Genomic DNA, 17,834 nt, shown 5'->3' on the forward strand with positions numbered 1-17,834 from the left:
CTCATCCCTGGTCCCCCGTTCCGGTTCTGGCGACCTCGTCCCGCAGCCGGGCGACCAGGTCGCCCTTGGTGTCCAGGCAGCGGCCGCCGCTCGCCTCGGAGACGGCCGCGTCCGGTTTGCCCTTGTCGCAGCCACCGCTGTCGAGAGACGCCATGACCACCGGTGTCTTCTTGTCCCGCGCCGTCTGGAGCAGCTCGCCGAGCCGGCCGCCTTCGGTCATCCGGTTGTTGTCCTCGTCGTCCGTGATGTAGACGATCAGCTGCGGACGGCGGTCGTCGGTGCTGCGCTGCCCCATGAACTCCAGGGCTGCCACCAGCGCCCGGTAGGGATCGGCTTCCAGGTCCTTGACCTGGGCGGAAGCCGCGATGGTGGTCTGGGCCTCCTCGCGGCGGTGTTTGCCGAACTGCAGCACTTCACCGTACGGGCGGGGGCTGCCCGGCTCGGCTGCAACGCCCCAGACGCCGTATTCGTCCTGATCGCCGAGTCCGGCGAGGGACTGGCCGATGATGCCGGGCGCGCCGCCGGGGCCCTCCCACAGGCCGCCCATGGATCCGGAGGAGTCGAGCAGGAAGAGCACCCGGCCCGGGCCGTTGGCTTCCCGGTAGCTCTTGAGCGCCGCGTTCATCGCGGCCGGAATGGGGGAGGCCGGAAGCGGGCCGGGGTCCTCCAGGGCCCCGAAGTCACTGAAGACGACACCGGGGCCGCTGCCGGCGGAGGGGCCAGTGCCGTTGCCGAGGGGCCGGTGGCCGCCCGATGCGCTGCGGAATCCGTCCTGCCCGAATACGGCGAGACCGCCCCGGGCCGTGGACTCGGGCTTCGCCGCGCCGTTCTTCCCGGCCGTCTCCTTGCCGGTCAGCCACGCGTGGAACCCCTCCACCGCGGTGTCCCGCGCCTCCTTGTCCCGGTCGGCGCCGCGCCAGCGCACCCGTACGAACGTCGGGGTGAGCCCGGGGACGTCGACGGGGTACTCGGCCATCCGCCGGGCCCGGGTCGCACTGTCGCACCCCACTGCGGTCTTCAGCAGGAACTCCGGCACCAGGGTGGTGGTCCGCTCGTCCGCCTCGCTGTCGGGAAGGGTGCACAGCAGGTCCGCGCCGGTGCGCGAGGGCGGTCCCGGCTGTGCCACGAGGCGTTCGGCGCCGGCCGGGTCCGGCGCTCCGGTGCCGTACAGGCCGACCGTCGCGAGGAGGCCGGCGTCGGTGTTCTCCGGGTCCGTGCGCCGTAATTCGCCCTTCACCTCGCGCCTCCCCAGCGCATCCCGCAGGGCGGTGAGGCCGCCCACCCGGTCGGCGACCGCCTCGGCCGCCAGATTCTGCGGTACGGCGAGTACGAGCGGCGAGTACGCGAACGGCTCGGGATCCTGCTCCAGCACGGCGTAGATCCGCTCGGAGGTGGCGGTACGCGTCCGTTCGACGCTCGCGGACGAGGCCGGGATCCAGATGTCCGGCTGGGGCCCGATGTCGCGCTGCGGGTTGTTGTCGTCGCGCGCCGGACGCTGCCACGGGTCGGACTGCCTGCCGAACGCGGCGACAGCGGCGGCGGCTCCGGCGCTGTAGACGGTGATGCCGCTGCGCCGGCACCCGTCTCCCGTCCTGTTCTCGTCGGACATGAGATACGCCTCCGCCGCCTTGCGGACGGTGGGTTCGAGATCGGGGTCGGTGAGCAGCCGGAGTTCGAGGGGCGGCTTGCAAGGGGGCCGGTCACCGCCGCCGAACACGGCGAGGCCCGTGGCGACGAGGCAGGCGATCGTCACGGGCACGCCGACGACGGCCGCGAGCCTGCGGCCGGTGAGCGGGAGGAGTCTGCCGATCACACCGGGTCGTGGGCCGCCGGCACCGATTCCGGGAGCCGGTGAATGCGGCGAAGGCCGCGTGCCGCCACCCCCGCCCGGGTCGGCGAACAGCATGGACGAGGGCGCGCCCGGCGAGCGGCCGGCAGCGGCCGCGAGCAGTACGTCGATGCCCGAGGTGGCCGAGCGGCTCTGCGGTTCCCATGGCTCGGGGGGCTCGCGCAGCGTGGTGTGGTGCGCGGACATGTGGGTCCTGAGCCGGTCGGCCAGGCCGTCGAAGCCGACCTCGCCGCCGTCTCCGTCGCCGTCTCCGTCCTGTCCGGGAAGGCCGTCCTGCAGGAAGCGGACGAGCTGCGCGGTGAACGGCGTCGGCGTGTCGCCCCCGCCCGCGTCGATGCGGTTGTTGGCCTGGACGCTCATCAGCAACGAGGTCCGCTGCCGTTGGGCGGTGTCGAGCGCGTCCCATGCCGCCGAGGCGTTGCCCGCGTAGCAGCAGTCGAGGACGACGACCACCTGCTCCGCCCTGGTGCGGGACAGCACGGTGAGGACGCTCTTCCAGGGGGCGGCGCCGAGGAACACGGACTCGGTGCCCGGGACGATCCGTGCGCGGCGCATCAGCAGCCAGAGTTCGTCACCCGTGCTGGGTACGGCGCCGTGGCCGGAGAAGTACAGCAGGAGCAGCCCTTCGGCCGTGTCGACGGCGGTGTCCAGGTGCTGGTCGAACTCGTCCACGGTGCGCGGCCGGGCGACGGTGATCCCGTCCTCGGGGAAGACCCCGCCCTCACGGAGCGCCCGTTCCAGGCCGGCGAGGTTGTGGCCGACCGCCTTGAGATCGCCCGACACTCCGAAGGGGTGCTCGGGCTGCTTGTAGTCGTAGTCGGGGACCCCGACGAGCAGCGCCCGGTTGACTTTCCCGCGCGGGTCGAAGCGCACCACCGGGCTATCTCCCGTCGCCGCCCGGCGCGACATCGACCTCTGGTGGTTCGCCGCGTTCCACGGCACGGCGGTTCTCGCGCCACGCACGGACCCCGCTCTTCACCTGCTCGAACACTTCGTCGAATAACTTGGTGGCGGCCGCTCCGATCAGCACCAGCGTGATGTCCATACCGGCTCCCATGGGGCTGGCCGGCCCGTCCTCGGTTCCCGCCCGCTCCTGGATCTCCAGCATGCCGCTGTTCCTGAGCGCTTCCAGCTTCTGCTCGCGTTCGAGCCACGCCTTCAACGCCCCGATGTCGCTCTCGCTCGCCCCTTGCGTCAGGCGTACGCGGATCACGGTATTCGCCATGGCCTCCCCCTCGGCAGCGACTCAACATCATGACACGCGAGTCGGACGGAGGGGCAGCCCTTGGCGAGCCTGCGGTCGGCCCGGCGGCATGGATCCGCCGGGCCGGCCGCATACCGGTCAGCGGGTGTCGGTGCGCGCCTCGACGCGGGTACCGCGGCGCAGGGTGATCGACATCAGGTCGCTCGGAGCGTCCAGTTCCAGGCGGTGCCAGCGGCCGCGGGGCACGATCGCTGCAGTGCCCGCGGGCAGTTGCGTCATCTCCTCGGCGGCACCCGGCCGGGTCGGGCGGAAGTAGAGGCGCACGCCGCCGGTCAGGCAGCACACGGCCTCGTCGGCCTCGGGGTGCATCTCCCAGTGGTCGCCGTGGACGTCGGCGGCGCTCTCCACGTGGAAGGCGGCGATCTGCCAGGCGCCGGAGTCGCTGGTCGTCATCTGCCGGTCCGCGGCCCGGAGACCGCCGTCGGGGTGGAAGTGCAGGGCCGAGGAGAACAGGTCGATGGGTGTCGTCGTCATGACGGTGTCCTACCTTTCAAGTGTGGTTGCTCTGGTCATTCGTAAGATCGGAGGGCCCAGGGGTTCTGGGTATGGCTGTCATGGCGTAGACCGCTCGATGGCTTAAGGAACTTGGCCGCCCGGAGCCCCGCGACGACTCGACCGTCAATTGGGAGATGCGACTCCGATCGCTGCGTAGGACAACGTCGGCGAGGTCGTCTGCGGGATCGATGTACGACGAGCCGGCGGAGGGGAACGTGCCCGAGATCTGGGCTGGAGTGGACATCGGCAAGACGCACCACCACTGCGTGGTGATCAACACGGATGGCAAGCGTCTGCTGTCCCGCCGGGTCGCGAACGACGAGAGTGAACTGCTCGCCCTGATCGGCGATGTCCTGGAGATCTCCGCCGACGCGCTGTGGGCTGTGGACCTCAACCACGGCGGTGCCGCGCTGCTGATCGGCCTGCTGGTCAGCCACGGCCAGCCGGTCGCCTACCTCACCGGCCTGGCGGTCCACCGGGCCTCGGCGACCTACAAGGGCGGAGAGGGAAAGACCGATGCGAAGGACGCCTTCGTCATCGCCGGCCAGGCCCGCGTCCGCCGTGACCTCGGCCTGCTGCGGCCGGGCGACGAGGTCGCCGTCGACCTGCGCACCCTGACCACCCGCCGCCTGGACACGGTCTTCGACCGGACCCGGCAGATCAACCGCCTCCGCGCTCAACTGCTTGAAATATTCCCCGCGTTGGAACGGGCCCTGGAGCTGACCAACCGGGGTCCGGTGATGCTGCTGACCGGCTACCAGACCCCGGCCGCGATTCGTCGGGCAGGCGCGGGCCGGATCGAGACGTGGCTGAAGAACCGCAAGGTCCGCGGCGCCGCCGCACTGGCGAAGACGGCCGTGGAGGCCGCCCAGGCCCAGCAGACCGCGCTGCCCGGCGAGAAGCTGGCCGCCGCCATGGTGGTCCGACTCGCGAAGGGGGTGATGGCCCTGGACAAGGAGATCGCCGAGCTCGATGCCCTGATCGAGGCCCGGTTTCGCGAGCATCCGCACGCCAAGGTGATCCGCAGCCTGCCCGGCATGGGCACCAAGCTCGGAGCCGAGTTCCTCGCCGCCACCGGTGGCGACATGGACGCCTTCGGCAGCCCTGACCGCCTGGCCGGGTTCGCCGGCCCGGCTCCCAGGCCACGTGACTCCGGACGCGTCAGCGGCAACCTGCGCCGCCCCCGGCGATACCACCGCGGTCTGCTGAGAACCATGTATCTGTCGGCCATGCTGAGCCTTCAGAGCTGCCCCGTCTCGAAGGCGTTCTACGGCCGGAAGCGGAGCGAGGGCAAGGGCCACAAGCAGGCCCTGCCGGCTCTCGCACGCCGACGCCTCAACGTCCTGTGGGCGATGATCCGTGACGGAGAGTGCTTTCATGTTTCACCCCCCGTCACGGGAGCGGCTTGACAACACGATTGGGAAGTTCCTTCCCGTTGGTGTTCTGTGGGGCAGCGGAGTACAGGGGACGTGTGGCGGTCGCGCGGCGGGGCAGCACGCCGATCGCCACGGCCGCCGCGAGCAGGAAGAGGACGGCGGTGACGGCCAGGCCGAGGGCGTACCCGTCGCCCAGCGCGGCGGGGTCGGTGGCGGTGCCGGTACGGTGTGCGGCGAGGGTGGCCAGGACGGTCAGACCGATGCAGCCGCCGAGTTGGCGGGAGCTGTTGAGGAGGCCGGAGGCCATACCGGCCTCTCGACGGGCGACACCGGTGGTCGCGGCGGCGGCGGCCGGGGCCAGGACGAGCCCGGCGCCGACGCTGGTGAGGACGGAAGGCCCGAGCACGTCGGTGAGGAAACCGCCGTCGGGGCTGATGCACGCGAACCAGGCGAGTCCCGTGGCGGCCACCAGGGCTCCGGGGACCAGGGACGCGCGGGGGGAGCGGGCCGCGGCGATGCGGGTCGCGGCCACGGTCCCCGCGACGAGACCCGCGGAGAAGGGCAGGAATGCGGCGCCGGTCGCAGCGGCGCCCATGCCCAGGACCCGCTGCATGTACAGGGACACGAAGTAGAACGCGGCGAACTGCCCGGCCGCGGCCAGGAACACCAGGACGTTCGCGCCCGCGACCCATCGGCTGCGCAGCAGGCCGAGGCGCAGGAGCGGTGCGGGGGTCCTGGACTCGACGAGGGCGAAGGCGGTCAGCAGGAGGGCCGCGGCGGCGAGTGTCGTCAGCGTGGCCGGGGAGCCCCACCCCCGGGCATCGGTACGGACGATCCCGTACACCAGCAGCCCGGTTCCGCCGGTCGCGAGGACGGCGCCGAGGGCGTCCGGCCGCTCACCCCGGGTCTGCCGGGTGTCGGCCGGCACGCCTGCGGGGACCAGCGCGAGCGCCGCCGCCACGATGGGCAGGTTGATCAGCATCACCCAGCGCCAGCCCGCGTACTCGGTCAACAGCCCGCCTGCCAGTACGCCCAGCGCGCCACCCGCGGCGTTCACCGCGCTCCACACCCCGAGCGCACGGACGCGCCCGGGGCCCTCGGCGAAGGTGGTGGTCAGCATCGCCAGCGCGGCCGGGGCGAGTGCGGCGGCGCCGATGCCCTGCCCGGCGCGGGCGGCGATCAGCTGCCAGGGTTCCTGGGCCAGGCCGCCGGCCAGCGAGCACAGGCCGAAGACGGCGAGGCCCAGCACGAACAGCCGGCGCCGGCCGTACAGGTCGCAGGCACGGCCGCCCAGGAGCAGCAACCCACCGAAGGTGAGTGCGTAGACGTGTACGACCCATGAGAGGTCGAGTGGAGCGAATCCCAGTGCCGTGCGGATCGCCGGCAGGGCGACGTTGACCACCGACATGTCCAGGGCGACGACGAACTGGGCCACGGCCGCTGCCGCGAGCACGCCGCCCGGCCGCCCTCCTAAGTTTTTATACATGTATAGAAACTAACCTGTCCGACCGTCCCTGTCGAGGCCCTGGCACTCCCCCGCCCCGGAACGGGCCGTGCCGTTCAGCACGTACTCGCGTGAGGCGTGCACCTCACGGCGCAGTGCCGGCAGGTCGACGTCCAGGACCTGCCCGCTCCACTTGCGGGGTTCGCCGTTGATCAGGACGGCGGTGATGTTGCGTGCGTCGGAGCCCAGCACGACCGTGCCGATCGGGTCGTTGAGCGGCATGTTGTTGAGGTCCTCGGCCTGGATGACCAGCAGGTCCGCCTTCTTGCCCGGAGTGAGTGAACCGGTGACGCCCGCCAGTCCGTTGGTGCGGGCGCCCTGGAGAGTGGCGAAGTCCAGGACGTCGCGGGTCGTGATGCGGGAGGGCTGCCGGCCGGTGCCGTAGGCGGCATCGACCGCGCGCATCCGCTGGATGGCGTGCAGGGTCCGCATCTGCGTGAACATGTCGCTGGCCAAAGCGACTTCGACGTCGATGCTCAGACCGGGGCGGATGCCGACGGACAGGGCCTCGTCGATGGCGGGAATCGCGGTCTCCAGGCCGATCTGGGCGTCGGAGGTCGGGGCGAGCGCCACGGTCGTGCCGGTCTCCCCCATGGCCTTCCATGCTTCGGAGGTGAGTCCGGTGCAGTGGATGAGGGTGGTTCCGGGGCCGAGGATGCCGCCCTCGGCCCAGCGCAGTACCGCCTCGGAGGAAGCCGCACCGAAGACGGCGTCGACGCTCACGCCGATTCCCAACTCGGCTGCGAACCGGGCCGGTTCGGCTCCATGGGCGAGGGCCGGGCCGGCGATCTCATCGGTGGCCAGGGTCGCCAGCCGCAGGGTCAGCAGCTGGTCGGCGCTGCTGAAGTACCGGTCCTTGATACGGGCCAGATCTCCGGGCCACTGCCGGTCCCAGTCGCCGAAGTGCGGGCCCATGGAGGCGTGCACGCCTCGGATCCCGGTGTCGAGGAGGGCCTGGATCGCGGCGTCGGAGTGCTCACGGGTGCGGGAGTTGTGGGAGAAGTCGAGCATCGTCGTGATACCGCTGTCGATCGCCGTCAGGGCGGCCAGCCTGGTTCCCGTGTACATGTCCTCCGGCCGGTAGACGGGGGCGTAGCCGGCCAGGGTGGACATGACGTAGCCGCCCAGGTCGTCGACGTCCGGCATGATCCGGCGCAGCTGCGCCTCCCAGGCATGCCGGTGCGTGTCGACGAAGCCGGGGGTGAGGATCGTTCCGGTGGCGTCGACGACGACGGCGGCGTCGCCCGCGCTGAGGCCGCGGCCGACGGCGGTGATCGTGTCGCCCTCGACGAGGAGGTCGCCGCGGTCGATGACACCGGGGCCGGGGCCGGGATCCATGGTGACGATGGTCGCGCCGGTGAACAGGATGCGCCGCCGGTCGGCGGGACGACGCCGGATCCGGTCCAGGCCGGCATCGCCGGTGGTGTCGTGGAGATTCATGGGAGGTCTGCTTCCGTACGCACGAGGGGGAGGTGGCGGGCTGCCCCGGGGGCAGCCCGGTCACCAGCCTCGTCGGCGTTCGGCGCGCCAACCAGGTCGCCGTCTTCCTGGGTGTCACGCACCCAGGAAAGGCACGGGACTTGACCTGGTGTGCGCACCGTGGAGCCGGCCGGCCGCGCCGGGCCACCGTGTCGGGGGTCGCCGCACCGGTCCGGCCGGCCGGTCGCCATGCCGGGTGCCGGAACCCGGGTGGACCCCGCCGCGGAAGAACGGCCCGGGTGCCTGCCGGCCGTGGACGCACGGCGCCCTCCGCCGCGAACACCTCGTACGGTGCCGCGAGGGCGACGAGCGCGCCCTCGCCGGGCAGGAGGTCAGACGGCGCCGAGGGCCCGGCGCGCCGGTTCCTCTTGATCCGCCCGTGCGGACAAGCCGTGGCCGGCCCGGGAACGGAGTTCCGCGAAGGCGGCCGCGGTGGCACTGGCGGGTTCGGCTTGGTAGACCACCAGCTGTTGGTGCGGGGCATCGTTGACGGTGAAGGCCGAGAACCGGATCTCCAGAGCGCCGACCTCGGGATGCGCGAGCCTCTTGGCCTGCCGGGTCTTGGCCCGCACCTCGTGGCGGGCCCACAGTCCGGCGAACTCCGGGCTCTTCGCGCCCAGCGTGTCGACGACCTCGGCGATCCGCGGGGAGACGGGGTCGTGTCCGTACGCGGCCCGCAGTTCCGCGACGCAGGAGTGCGCGGCCCTCCCCCAGTCCTGGTGGAAGTCGCGCCCGGCAGGGTCGAGAAAGACCATGCGGGCCAGGTTGTCGAACCGCCGGAATCCGCTGTGCAGGCCCGCGGCCAGGGTGTTGTGCGCCAGGACGTCCAGGGCCGGCCCCAGGACGAAGGCGGGGTTGTCGGGCCAGCTGTCGAGCAGTTGCAGCAGCCCGCTGCCGACCCCGTCGTGGCCGACGGGCAGGGTGCGGCGCTCCCGGGGCGCCCGGTGGAGCCTGCGCAGGTGGCCGAGCGCCTCGTCGTCGAGCTGCAGGGCAGCGGCGACCGCGTCGACGACCTGGGAGGACGGGCTGGTCTCCCGTCCCTGTTCCAGGCGCATGTAGTAGTCGACGCTCACGCCCGCGAGCAGGGCGACTTCCTCGCGGCGCAGCCCCGGCACCCGCCTGCGGCCGCGCCCGGGCAGGCCCGCCTCCTGAGGCTTGAGGGCTTCGCGCCGTGCCCTGAGAAACTCCCCCAGAGGAGTGCTGTCACTCATGGCCCCAACCTAGACCCCGGTGGAGCTGCGCGAACACCCGGACCGTGGGCCTTCACCCGACCGCACACCCTTGGGAGATGATGGGGGCATGCCTCAGCCATCCGTACCCCGCAAGACCATCGGCCGGCCTCCCCGCATCTCCCGTGAGGAGATCATCGGGACGGCCCGCCGGATCGTGGACGAGGACGGGGTGGACCGGCTGACGATGCGTCGGCTCGCCACGGAGGTCGGCAGCACGCCCATGGCGCTCTACCACCACGTCCGCGACAAGGAGGAACTGCTCGTCCTGCTGCTGGACGACCACGCCGAGCGGACACTGCGCCGGCCGGAACGGGCCGACCACCCCCGCGAACGGGTCGTCCTCGCCGCGGCCGCGATCCACGAGGTGCTCGCCGACTGTCCCTGGGTCGCGGAGGTGCTGACCGCCGACGACCTGATGTCCAAGGCCGCACTGTGGTTCGTCGAGCAGATCGTGGACGGCTTGGTCGAATGCGGACTGACCCTCGATCAGGCCGTACACGGCTACCGGGCGATCTGGTATTACACGGCGGGAGAGGTCATCGTCCGGGCCGCGGCGGGCCGGCGGCGCGCCGACGAGCGTCCGACCTACCGGGAGGAGGTCTTCGCCGGTCTCGACCCGGATGAGCTCCCCCGGTTGACACAGGCCGCGGACCGCTGGGCGCCGCTGACCGCCGAGGACACGTACCTGGACGGGCTCCGCGCACTGGTGGACGGGCTCGTCGCCACGCCATGACGGCTCGCTGCGCGGCCGTTGGACGTCCGGGCCCAGCGACACGCGTACCTGTCCCGCCGGGGTGTGGGCGAAGGCCTCTCCGGTCCCGCGGGGGACATGGAGAAGGCGATCCCGAACTCGGCCGGTTGGCCCGATCGCAGTGGTCGGCGCGGGGCGGGGAGCCCGAGCCGGAAGACTCCGCCCGGGCGTTGCCGCACACGTCCGCCGACCGCCGGGGTCATGGCCGGATCCCGTCGGTCTGCGGCCCGCCCTCGTTCCGCCCGGCCGTCCCGGCGTACCGGGCTGACCAGAGGGGGAGGCCTGCGTTCGGTGGTACGGGGCCGGCCGTTAGGGTGAGTTGATCGCTCTCCCAGGAAAGGCCGCGCGACTCAAAGTGACCGGATCACGCCCCCACACCCTGTTTTCCTTCGGCACGCTGACGGACGAGCGGGTACAGACCACTCTGTTCGGCCGGGCCGTCCCCACGTCCGCGGCTTCGCTGGCCGGATACACCACCCCGCCCCTGCCGATCACCGGCCCGTCCGTGATCGCCGCCGGCGGCCTCGACGTCCGCCCGGTCCTGGAGCGCAAGCTCGGCGCGGCGGTCGAGGGCGCCGTCCTGCGCCTCACCGACCAGGACCTCGCCGCGGTCGACGCCCATGAAGTCGACGACCACGCCCGCCGGCAGGTGGTCCTCACCTCCGGGGAGCGCGTCTGGGCCTACCTGGATGCGAAACCGCTGCGCCCGGCGCAGCGCATCGTGATCGTGGGCGACAGCATCGCCTACGGGCGCTGTGACCCGCGCGGCGGATGGGCAGGGCGCTTGGCGGCCGCCCACATCGCGCGGAACGAGACCGCGCACCGGGTCTTCAACCTGGCGATACCCGGAAGTCACCTGTCCGAGGTGAGCGAGCAGACACCCGCGCTGCTGGCTCCCCGCCGGCCGGACACACTCCTCGTGGCCGCCGGCCTCAACGACTCCGCCCTGCCGCTCACCGCCCCGGCCGGTCACGGTGACGAGCCGGAGCTGATCGAGGACCGGCTCGCCGCGCTGGCCGCCACGGCTCTGGACCACCATGCGCGACTCGTCGTCGCGGGACCGACGTGGATCGACGAGGAGCGCACCCTCGACTACGAGGGTCTGCGGTTCACCGAGGCGCGGGCGCTGGCCGTGCGCGAGGTCATGCGTACCTGGTGCGACGCGAACCACATCGACTACCTCGACATGTGGGAGCCGCTGCGCGGGAGGACCGGACTGCTCGTCGACGGCGTCCACCCCGGCCACGACGGACACGAGGCGCTGTACCGGCACCTCGACGCACTCGGCCGCTGATCCCGGCCACGGTGGCGGTGCGGCGGAGTCCGGTTCCCGCCCGCCGAACCGGCAAGGCCCGCCGGTGCCGACGAGGCAGCCCGCCCCCTCTCCCCCGACCCTTCACGAGGAACCCCCGCACATGACCAACCCCCGAGCCGACCGACGGGTTCGGACGTCCGGACACCCGGTCGACAGGCCTGCGGCCACCGCCCGGCACCAGCAGCAGCGGCAACAGCAGGGGGCGGCGTGAACGACTCGAACGGACTGGGCTTCTACCTGCCCGGAGTCCTGCTGCTCGTGGCCGCGGGCCTCAAGGTCCCCGCCCTCTGGCGCAATCCCCGCGACGAACTCCTGCGGTCCGTCCTGACGCTCCTCACGCTGGCGACCGCCGTGTTCGGGTTCACCGCGATCCCCACGCTCGTCGCGGTCAACAGGATCACGGGGGTCCCGAACGCCGCGGCGCCGGTCGTCTTCTCGCTGCTCACGGCCTTCTCCGGGGCCAACATCGTGCTCATCTTCCGCTGGAGCAGCGGACCGGCGGACGCCGAGCGGACACGTCGGCGCTCCCGCTGGTGCAACCTGGTCACCCTCGCGGTGATCGTGGTGATCAACGTGCTCTTCGCGCTCGGCGACGCCCCCGTCGAGCGCCTGCGCGATCTGGACACGTACTACGCGTCCACGCCGTACATCAGGGAGATGATCCTCCTCTACCTGGCGGCCCACACCACGGCGGCGGTCACCATGACGCTCCTGTGCCGGAGGTGGGCGCGCGAGGTCCACGGCGCGCTCCGCGCGGGGCTGGGGCTGATCGCCTTCGGATACGTACTGAACCTGCTCTACGACATCGCCAAGTTCACTGCGATCGGCGCCCGCTGGGCGGGCGGCGACTGGGACGTCCTCAGCACCGAGGTCGCCCCGACGCTCGCCTCCGTGTCCGCGCTGCTGATCGCGACCGGATTCGTCCTGCCGCTCGTCTCCCGGCACGTCATGGACCAGTGGGAGATGTGGCGCCGGTACTGCGGGCTCCGCGCGCTGTCCCGGGAACTGCAGGGGGCGACGCGGCACAGCATCAACCTGGCCGGCGGCCCGTGGACGCCCATCGAGATCCGGTTGACCCAGCGGGAGTCGGACATCCACGACGGGATCCTCACGGTCAGCCCCTACCTGCAGGCCGGCATACGCGACCAGGCGCTGTGGCGGGAGCTGGAAGCCGGCCGTTCGGCCGAGGAGGCCACGGCCGCGGCCGACGCGGCCGCCCTGGCGTGTGCCGTCATCCTGTGGGGCCGTACCGGGGGTGCGCCGGAAGATCCCGTGGCCAGGGACGCGGGCCCGGTCCTGGTCTCGCCGAACAGCCCCGTGGGCCTGGTCCTGATGTCCCGGGCACTGGCCAGGTCTGCCACGGTGCGTTCCTTCCGGCACACCGCCGTCCTGGAGGGCAGCACCACGCCCTGACGTGGTTGCCGACGGTTCCGTGATCGCCTGCCCCGCCGCCGGCGATTCGGGACGCCCGCAAGACCGTCGTGTCGAAGCGCGGGGTGGTGCTGTCCCCCACGGGATCTGGGGGTCAGCCTCAGTGAATGTGCGCGGCCGCGCTTCTAACGTCTGACTGCATGACACATGTACAGGACAGCGAGAAGCAATCCCCTGTCGGTTTATGCAGGCCGGGGCGGTGTGCGGCGGTACCGGCGGCGGCCTCGTCCCTCCCGGCGGGCGCCGACTCCGACCGCGGCCCCCGACCCAAGGAGACCTCGTGAGCACCGTCAGCCCTGCCGCGCGCCGCGCCGGAGCCCTGGGCGGCCTCGCCCTCGCGGCCTGCCTCACCGCCTCCCCGGCCGTGGCCGCGGGTACCCCGGCTCCCGGCGGGAGTCTCGGCCACGCCGCCGTTACCGGGCTCGACCGCTACTACCGGCAGCACCTGGGCTGGGGCAGTTGCGTCAAGGGCCCCGACGACACGACGGGCCGCGATCTGGACAAGGCCGGGGTGCAGTGCGCGGACGTGATCGTCCCGCTGGACTACGCCGACCCCCGGGGCCGCACCATCACCATCGCGGTCTCCCGGCTCAAGGCCACCGATACCCGTCACCGCATCGGCGCGATCCTCCTGAACAACGGCGGCCCGGGCGGCGCCGCGGTCGAGTCCCCGCCGCACGTCCGCGACGCGATGAAGGAGGTCGGCCCGCGCTATGACATCGTCGGCTTCGACCCGCGTTTCGTCGGCCGTAGCACCCCGCTGAACTGCGGGCTGCCCGTCGGCACCACATGGTTCTCGGCCGGTGGCAGCCGGGCGGGCTTCGACGGGCAGGTCGCCCTGCAGAAGGGTGTGGCCGACAAGTGCCGCGCCGCCGACGCCTCGGTACTGCCGCACATCAGCACCCGCAACACCGCCCGGGACATGGACGTCATCCGCGGCGCGCTCGGCGAGCGGAAGATCTCGTACCTGGGCTACTCGTACGGCACCTACCTGGGCACGGTCTACACCCAGATGTTCCCCGGCCGCTACGACCGGGTGGTGCTCGACGGGGCGGTCGCCCCGGGCGACTACGGTCCTCTGCTGCTCCGGGGCACGGAGCGCGAGAACGAGCAGGCGCTCTCCGACTGGGCCGCCTGGGCGGCGGGCCGCAACGACGCGTACGGTCTCGGCCGCACCCGCTCCGAGGTCCTCGCCACCGTCGACCGCGTCGTCGCGGCCTCCGCGCGCGGCCCCCTCAGCATCGGCACCGCCCCCGACGTCTTCCGTATCGACGACACCCAGGTCCCGCTCCTCCTCTTCATGGGGATCGCGGATGACACCGACACGGCACGGGCACTCCTCGGAGAGCAGGTCTCCGCCCTGGTCAAGGCCGCCGGAGGACAGTCGGCCCCGCTGTCGCCGGAGTTCCTCGGGACGCTCAGGTTCCTGCTGCGCGGTCAGGACGCGCCGACGGGGGTCCAGGCCGCCGTCATCTGCGGGGACGTGGCCGCACCGCGCGATCCCGAGCGCTACTGGCGGGACATCGAGAACAGCCGCGCCGCGCATCCGCTGTTCGGCCCGGTGAGCAACAACATCGGCCCGTGCGCCTTCTGGGACCGGCCGCGCGAGGAGCCCACCCGGGTACGACGCGACGCCCCGGTGCTGATCGTGGCCGCGACCGGCGATCCGCGTACCACGTACCGGAGCAGCGTCGCCCTGCACGAGCAGCTGCCGAGCTCCAGGCTGCTCACGCTCGAAGGCGCCAACCGCCATGCGCTGTACGGCGAGTACGGTGCCGCCTGCGTCGACAACGAGGTCAACTCGTGCCTGGCCACCGGGAATCTGCCGAATCGGGACCGGACCTGCGTCAAGCGGCCCGGCTAGCCGTGGCCCGTCTGCCTAGGCGCAGGACGGGCACAGCCCGCGGTAGGTGACCTCTGCCTTCGACACCGTGAACCCGAACCGCTCCTCCACCGGGAGGCCGGCCAGCGGATCGCCGGTCGGGTGGACGTCCCGGATGGTCCCGCAGCGAGAGCAGACCAGGTGCTGGTGCGGGTGGTGAGCGTTGGGGTCGTAGCGCTTCGCGCGGCCGTCCGTGGACAGTTCGACGACCTCGCCGAGACCGACCAGCTCGCCCAGGGCGTTGTAGACGGTGGCCCGCGAGATCTCCGGGAGCCGCTCCACCGCACGGGCATGGACCTCGTCGGCCGTGAGGTGCACGTGCTCTCCGTCGAGTACCTCCGCAACGACACGTCGCTGGGAGGTCATCCGCCAGCCACGTCCTCGCAGTCGTTCCAGCAGGTCGCTCATGTCGGATCACCCATTCAGGTCTGGCGGGACGGCCGGAGTCCGGACAGGTGTCCGGGTCCCTATCGGATATGGGTTTGGCACACTTCTTGACTTGGATTCCGTCCATCGTAGGATCGGTCCGGTCGGCAGCCAAGGGACAGGAAGACTCCGGTACCGCAGTGAGACACACACGTGACGGACGACCGCCGAGTAGCTGCGCGACGCCGGCCCGTGGGTCGGTCCTCCCTGCGGCCGGAACCGTACGCCGCAACGAACCGGCTGGTCGTTCCGCCGCCGCCCGCACGTCCTTAGCACCGTGATCCGCCCGGTCTGGAAGGATTCCCATGTCTGAGAACCATGATGCAAACGCCGTAGAAGCGAAGGCGGAGGGCGGGGGCGGGTGCCCCGTCGCGCACGAGCGCGCCGCACACCCGACCCAGGGCGGCGGTAACCGCCAGTGGTGGCCCGAGCGGCTCAACCTCAAGATCCTCGCCAAGAACCCCGCCGTGGCGAACCCCCTCGGCGAGGAGTTCGACTACGCCGAGGCGTTCAAGACCCTCGACCTTCCGGCGGTGAAGCGGGACATCGCCGAGCTGCTGACGACCTCGCAGGACTGGTGGCCCGCCGACTTCGGCCACTACGGCCCGTTCATGATCCGGATGGCCTGGCACAGCGCGGGCACCTACCGGATCAGCGACGGCCGCGGCGGGGCCGGCGCGGGGCAGCAGCGCTTCGCTCCCCTCAACAGCTGGCCGGACAACGGGAACCTCGACAAGGCCCGCCGGCTGCTGTGGCCCGTCAAGAAGAAGTACGGCCGGAACATATCGTGGGCCGACCTCATGATCCTCACCGGCAACGTCGCCCTGGAGTCGATGGGCTTCGAGACCTTCGGCTTCGGCGGCGGTCGTGCGGACGTCTGGGAGCCCGACGAGGACGTGTACTGGGGTCCCGAGACCACCTGGCTCGGCGACGAGCGCTACACCGGCGACCGCGAGCTGGAGAGCCCGCTCGGCGCGGTCCAGATGGGCCTCATCTACGTCAACCCGGAGGGCCCGAACGGCAACCCCGATCCGCTCGCCGCGGCCCGCGACATCCGGGAGACGTTCCGCCGGATGGCGATGAACGACGAGGAGACGGTCGCCCTGATCGCCGGCGGCCACACCTTCGGCAAGACCCACGGCGCGGGCCCCGCGGACAACGTCGGCGCCGACCCCGAGGCCGCCCCGATGGAACAGCAGGGGCTCGGCTGGAGCAGCGCCTTCGGCACCGGCAAGGGCGCCGACGCGATCACCAGCGGTCTTGAGGGCATCTGGACGAACACCCCGGTGGCCTGGGACAACAGCTTCTTCGAGATCCTCTTCGGCTACGAGTGGGAGCTGTTCGAGAGCCCCGCCGGCGCGCACCAGTGGCGGCCCAAGGACCATGCCGGTGCGGGCACCGTCCCCGACGCCCACGACGCGTCGAAGACCCACGCCCCGACGATGCTGACGACCGACCTGTCACTGCGCATCGACCCGTCCTACGAGCGGATCTCGCGGCGCTTCCTGGAGAACCCGGCCGACTTCGCGGACGCCTTCGCCCGCGCATGGTTCAAGCTGACCCACCGCGACATGGGCCCGATCGTGCGCTACCTCGGCCCGGAGGTCCCCGCCGAGACCCTGCTGTGGCAGGACCCGCTCCCGGCGGTGACGCACCCGCTCGTCGACGCCGACGACGTCGCCGCCCTCAAGGCCCGGGTCCTCGCCTCGGACCTGTCGGTGTCCCAGCTCGTCTCCGTTGCCTGGGCGTCGGCCTCGTCGTTCCGCGGCAGTGACAAGCGCGGCGGCGCCAACGGCGGGCGCATCCGCCTCCAGCCGCAGAGCGGGTGGGAGGTCAACGACCCCGACCGGCTGGCGACGGTGCTGCGCACCCTGGACGGGATCCGGCAGTCCTTCAACTCGGCCCAGACCGGTGGCAAGCAGGTCTCGATCGCCGACCTGATCGTGCTCGCCGGCGGTGCGGCCGTCGAGCAGGCCGCCAGGAACGCCGGCTTCGACGTGGCGGTCCCCTTCACGCCGGGCCGCGCGGACGCAGCGCAGGAGCAGACCGACGTGGAGTCGTTCGCGGCGCTCGAACCGGCCGCCGACGGCTTCCGCAACCACCTCGGGAAGGGCAACCGGCTGCCGGCCGAGTACCTGCTCGTCGACCGGGCGAACCTGCTGACGCTGAGCGCCCCCGAGATGACGGTCCTCGTCGGCGGGCTCCGTGTCCTGGGTGCGAACCACCAGCAGTCGTCGCTCGGCGTGTTCACCAACGCGCCCGAGTCGCTGACGAACGACTTCTTCGTCAACCTGCTCGACCTGGGCACCACATGGAAGGCGACGTCCGGGGACGCGAACACGTTCGAGGGCCGCGACACCGCCACGGGCGAGGTCAAGTGGACCGGCAGCCGGGCCGACCTCGTCTTCGGGTCGAACTCCGAGCTGCGTGCGCTCGCGGAGGTCTACGCGAGCGATGACGCGAAGGAGAAGTTCGTGGAGGACTTCGTCGCCGCGTGGGTCAAGGTGATGAACCTGGACCGGTTCGACCTCGTCTGACCGCGTCGTCCGGGCCGGCCGGCGACGGCCGGCCCGGACGACGCGGTACACGCCAGGATCGTCCACCGGCTGCGCAGCGCCCGGTACCGCATCGGCCCGCTGCGCACACCCGGCCTGCGGAGCGGGCACCGATGGGAGACGCTTGAAGCGGCACCGGCGGCGCGGGAGCCGGGCATCGCGGCGCGCTCCCGCGCGCTTCTCGACGCCTCTGCCGCCATCAGGCCGTACTCGACCCGGCAACGGCAGCCCTCCCCCCACCCGATATCTTTCGCATTTCTAAATGAATGGGGTAA

The 17,834-nt window shown here is 71.8% G+C and carries 13 protein-coding genes; 6 read left to right on the forward strand and 7 right to left on the reverse strand.

The window, feature by feature from the left end; genetic code table 11:
• Position 1: 1 nt before the first annotated feature.
• From ABTY04_RS21320 to ABTY04_RS21330, 3 genes are all read right to left on the reverse strand, one after another.
• Positions 2-2,725, reverse strand: coding sequence for a VWA domain-containing protein (locus ABTY04_RS21320; protein WP_352214924.1), 2,724 nt, complete (start codon positions 2,723-2,725; stop codon positions 2-4).
• 4 nt (positions 2,726-2,729) lie between these two features.
• A complete protein-coding gene (locus tag ABTY04_RS21325; protein ID WP_352214925.1) occupies positions 2,730-3,074 on the reverse strand; it encodes a hypothetical protein in 345 nt (114 codons plus the stop codon).
• Positions 3,075-3,191: 117 nt separating this feature from the next.
• Positions 3,192-3,587: a cupin gene (locus ABTY04_RS21330; protein ID WP_352214926.1), complete on the reverse strand. Its 396-nt coding sequence runs from the start codon at positions 3,585-3,587 to the stop codon at positions 3,192-3,194.
• 209 nt (positions 3,588-3,796) lie between these two features.
• Here ABTY04_RS21330 and ABTY04_RS21335 point away from each other — a divergent pair, with 209 nt between their 5' ends.
• Entirely contained in the window at positions 3,797-5,017 is a 1,221-nt protein-coding gene (locus ABTY04_RS21335) for an IS110 family RNA-guided transposase (protein WP_352214927.1), read from the forward strand.
• Here ABTY04_RS21335 and ABTY04_RS21340 read toward each other — a convergent pair.
• The 3 genes from ABTY04_RS21340 to ABTY04_RS21350 form a co-directional block, all read right to left on the reverse strand.
• Positions 5,001-6,470 carry an MFS transporter gene (locus ABTY04_RS21340; protein WP_352214928.1) on the reverse strand — a complete coding sequence of 490 codons (1,470 nt, stop codon included), beginning with the start codon at positions 6,468-6,470 and terminating at the stop codon, positions 5,001-5,003. The two genes, ABTY04_RS21335 and ABTY04_RS21340, sit on opposite strands and share 17 nt — an antisense overlap.
• 9 nt (positions 6,471-6,479) lie before the next feature.
• Positions 6,480-7,928, reverse strand: a complete 1,449-nt coding sequence (locus tag ABTY04_RS21345; RefSeq protein ID WP_352214929.1) for an amidohydrolase family protein — start codon at positions 7,926-7,928, stop codon at positions 6,480-6,482.
• Positions 7,929-8,299: 371 nt separating this feature from the next.
• Positions 8,300-9,178, reverse strand: a complete 879-nt coding sequence (locus ABTY04_RS21350; protein WP_352214930.1) for a helix-turn-helix domain-containing protein — start codon at positions 9,176-9,178, stop codon at positions 8,300-8,302.
• 88 nt (positions 9,179-9,266) lie between these two features.
• Here ABTY04_RS21350 and ABTY04_RS21355 point away from each other — a divergent pair, with 88 nt between their 5' ends.
• From ABTY04_RS21355 to ABTY04_RS21370, 4 genes are all read left to right on the forward strand, one after another.
• Positions 9,267-9,932, forward strand: a complete 666-nt coding sequence (locus ABTY04_RS21355) for a TetR/AcrR family transcriptional regulator (RefSeq protein WP_352214931.1) — start codon at positions 9,267-9,269, stop codon at positions 9,930-9,932.
• A 373-nt stretch (positions 9,933-10,305) separates the two neighbouring features.
• Positions 10,306-11,244 (forward strand): GDSL-type esterase/lipase family protein, encoded by a 939-nt coding sequence (locus ABTY04_RS21360; protein WP_352214932.1) that lies wholly within the window; start codon positions 10,306-10,308, stop codon positions 11,242-11,244.
• 228 nt (positions 11,245-11,472) lie between these two features.
• Complete coding sequence (locus ABTY04_RS21365; RefSeq protein WP_352214933.1) at positions 11,473-12,678, forward strand: MAB_1171c family putative transporter; 1,206 nt, start codon at positions 11,473-11,475, stop codon at positions 12,676-12,678.
• A 298-nt stretch (positions 12,679-12,976) separates the two neighbouring features.
• Positions 12,977-14,560: an alpha/beta fold hydrolase gene (locus ABTY04_RS21370; RefSeq protein WP_352214934.1), complete on the forward strand. Its 1,584-nt coding sequence runs from the start codon at positions 12,977-12,979 to the stop codon at positions 14,558-14,560.
• Between the two features lie 15 nt (positions 14,561-14,575).
• Here ABTY04_RS21370 and ABTY04_RS21375 read toward each other — a convergent pair whose 3' ends face one another.
• A complete protein-coding gene (locus ABTY04_RS21375) occupies positions 14,576-14,986 on the reverse strand; it encodes a Fur family transcriptional regulator (RefSeq protein WP_352214935.1) in 411 nt (136 codons plus the stop codon).
• A gap of 323 nt (positions 14,987-15,309) precedes the next feature.
• Between ABTY04_RS21375 and katG the strand changes: the two genes are divergently transcribed.
• Complete coding sequence (katG, locus tag ABTY04_RS21380) at positions 15,310-17,541, forward strand: catalase/peroxidase HPI (protein ID WP_352214936.1); 2,232 nt, start codon at positions 15,310-15,312, stop codon at positions 17,539-17,541.
• Positions 17,542-17,834 lie beyond the last annotated feature (293 nt).

Source organism: Streptomyces sp. NPDC097981 (assembly GCF_040302565.1).
Lineage (GTDB): Bacteria > Actinomycetota > Actinomycetes > Streptomycetales > Streptomycetaceae > Streptomyces.

Coding starts and splice junctions, on each gene's coding strand:
- ABTY04_RS21375 (WP_352214935.1), bottom strand. CDS start 14,986: ATGAGCGACCTGCTGGAACGACTGCGAGGACGTGGCTGGCGGATGACC.
- ABTY04_RS21350 (WP_352214930.1), bottom strand. CDS start 9,178: ATGAGTGACAGCACTCCTCTGGGGGAGTTTCTCAGGGCACGGCGCGAA.
- katG (WP_352214936.1), top strand. CDS start 15,310: ATGTCTGAGAACCATGATGCAAACGCCGTAGAAGCGAAGGCGGAGGGC.
- ABTY04_RS21355 (WP_352214931.1), top strand. CDS start 9,267: ATGCCTCAGCCATCCGTACCCCGCAAGACCATCGGCCGGCCTCCCCGC.
- ABTY04_RS21335 (WP_352214927.1), top strand. CDS start 3,797: ATGTACGACGAGCCGGCGGAGGGGAACGTGCCCGAGATCTGGGCTGGA.
- ABTY04_RS21330 (WP_352214926.1), bottom strand. CDS start 3,587: ATGACGACGACACCCATCGACCTGTTCTCCTCGGCCCTGCACTTCCAC.
- ABTY04_RS21345 (WP_352214929.1), bottom strand. CDS start 7,928: ATGAATCTCCACGACACCACCGGCGATGCCGGCCTGGACCGGATCCGG.
- ABTY04_RS21340 (WP_352214928.1), bottom strand. CDS start 6,470: ATGTATAAAAACTTAGGAGGGCGGCCGGGCGGCGTGCTCGCGGCAGCG.
- ABTY04_RS21325 (WP_352214925.1), bottom strand. CDS start 3,074: ATGGCGAATACCGTGATCCGCGTACGCCTGACGCAAGGGGCGAGCGAG.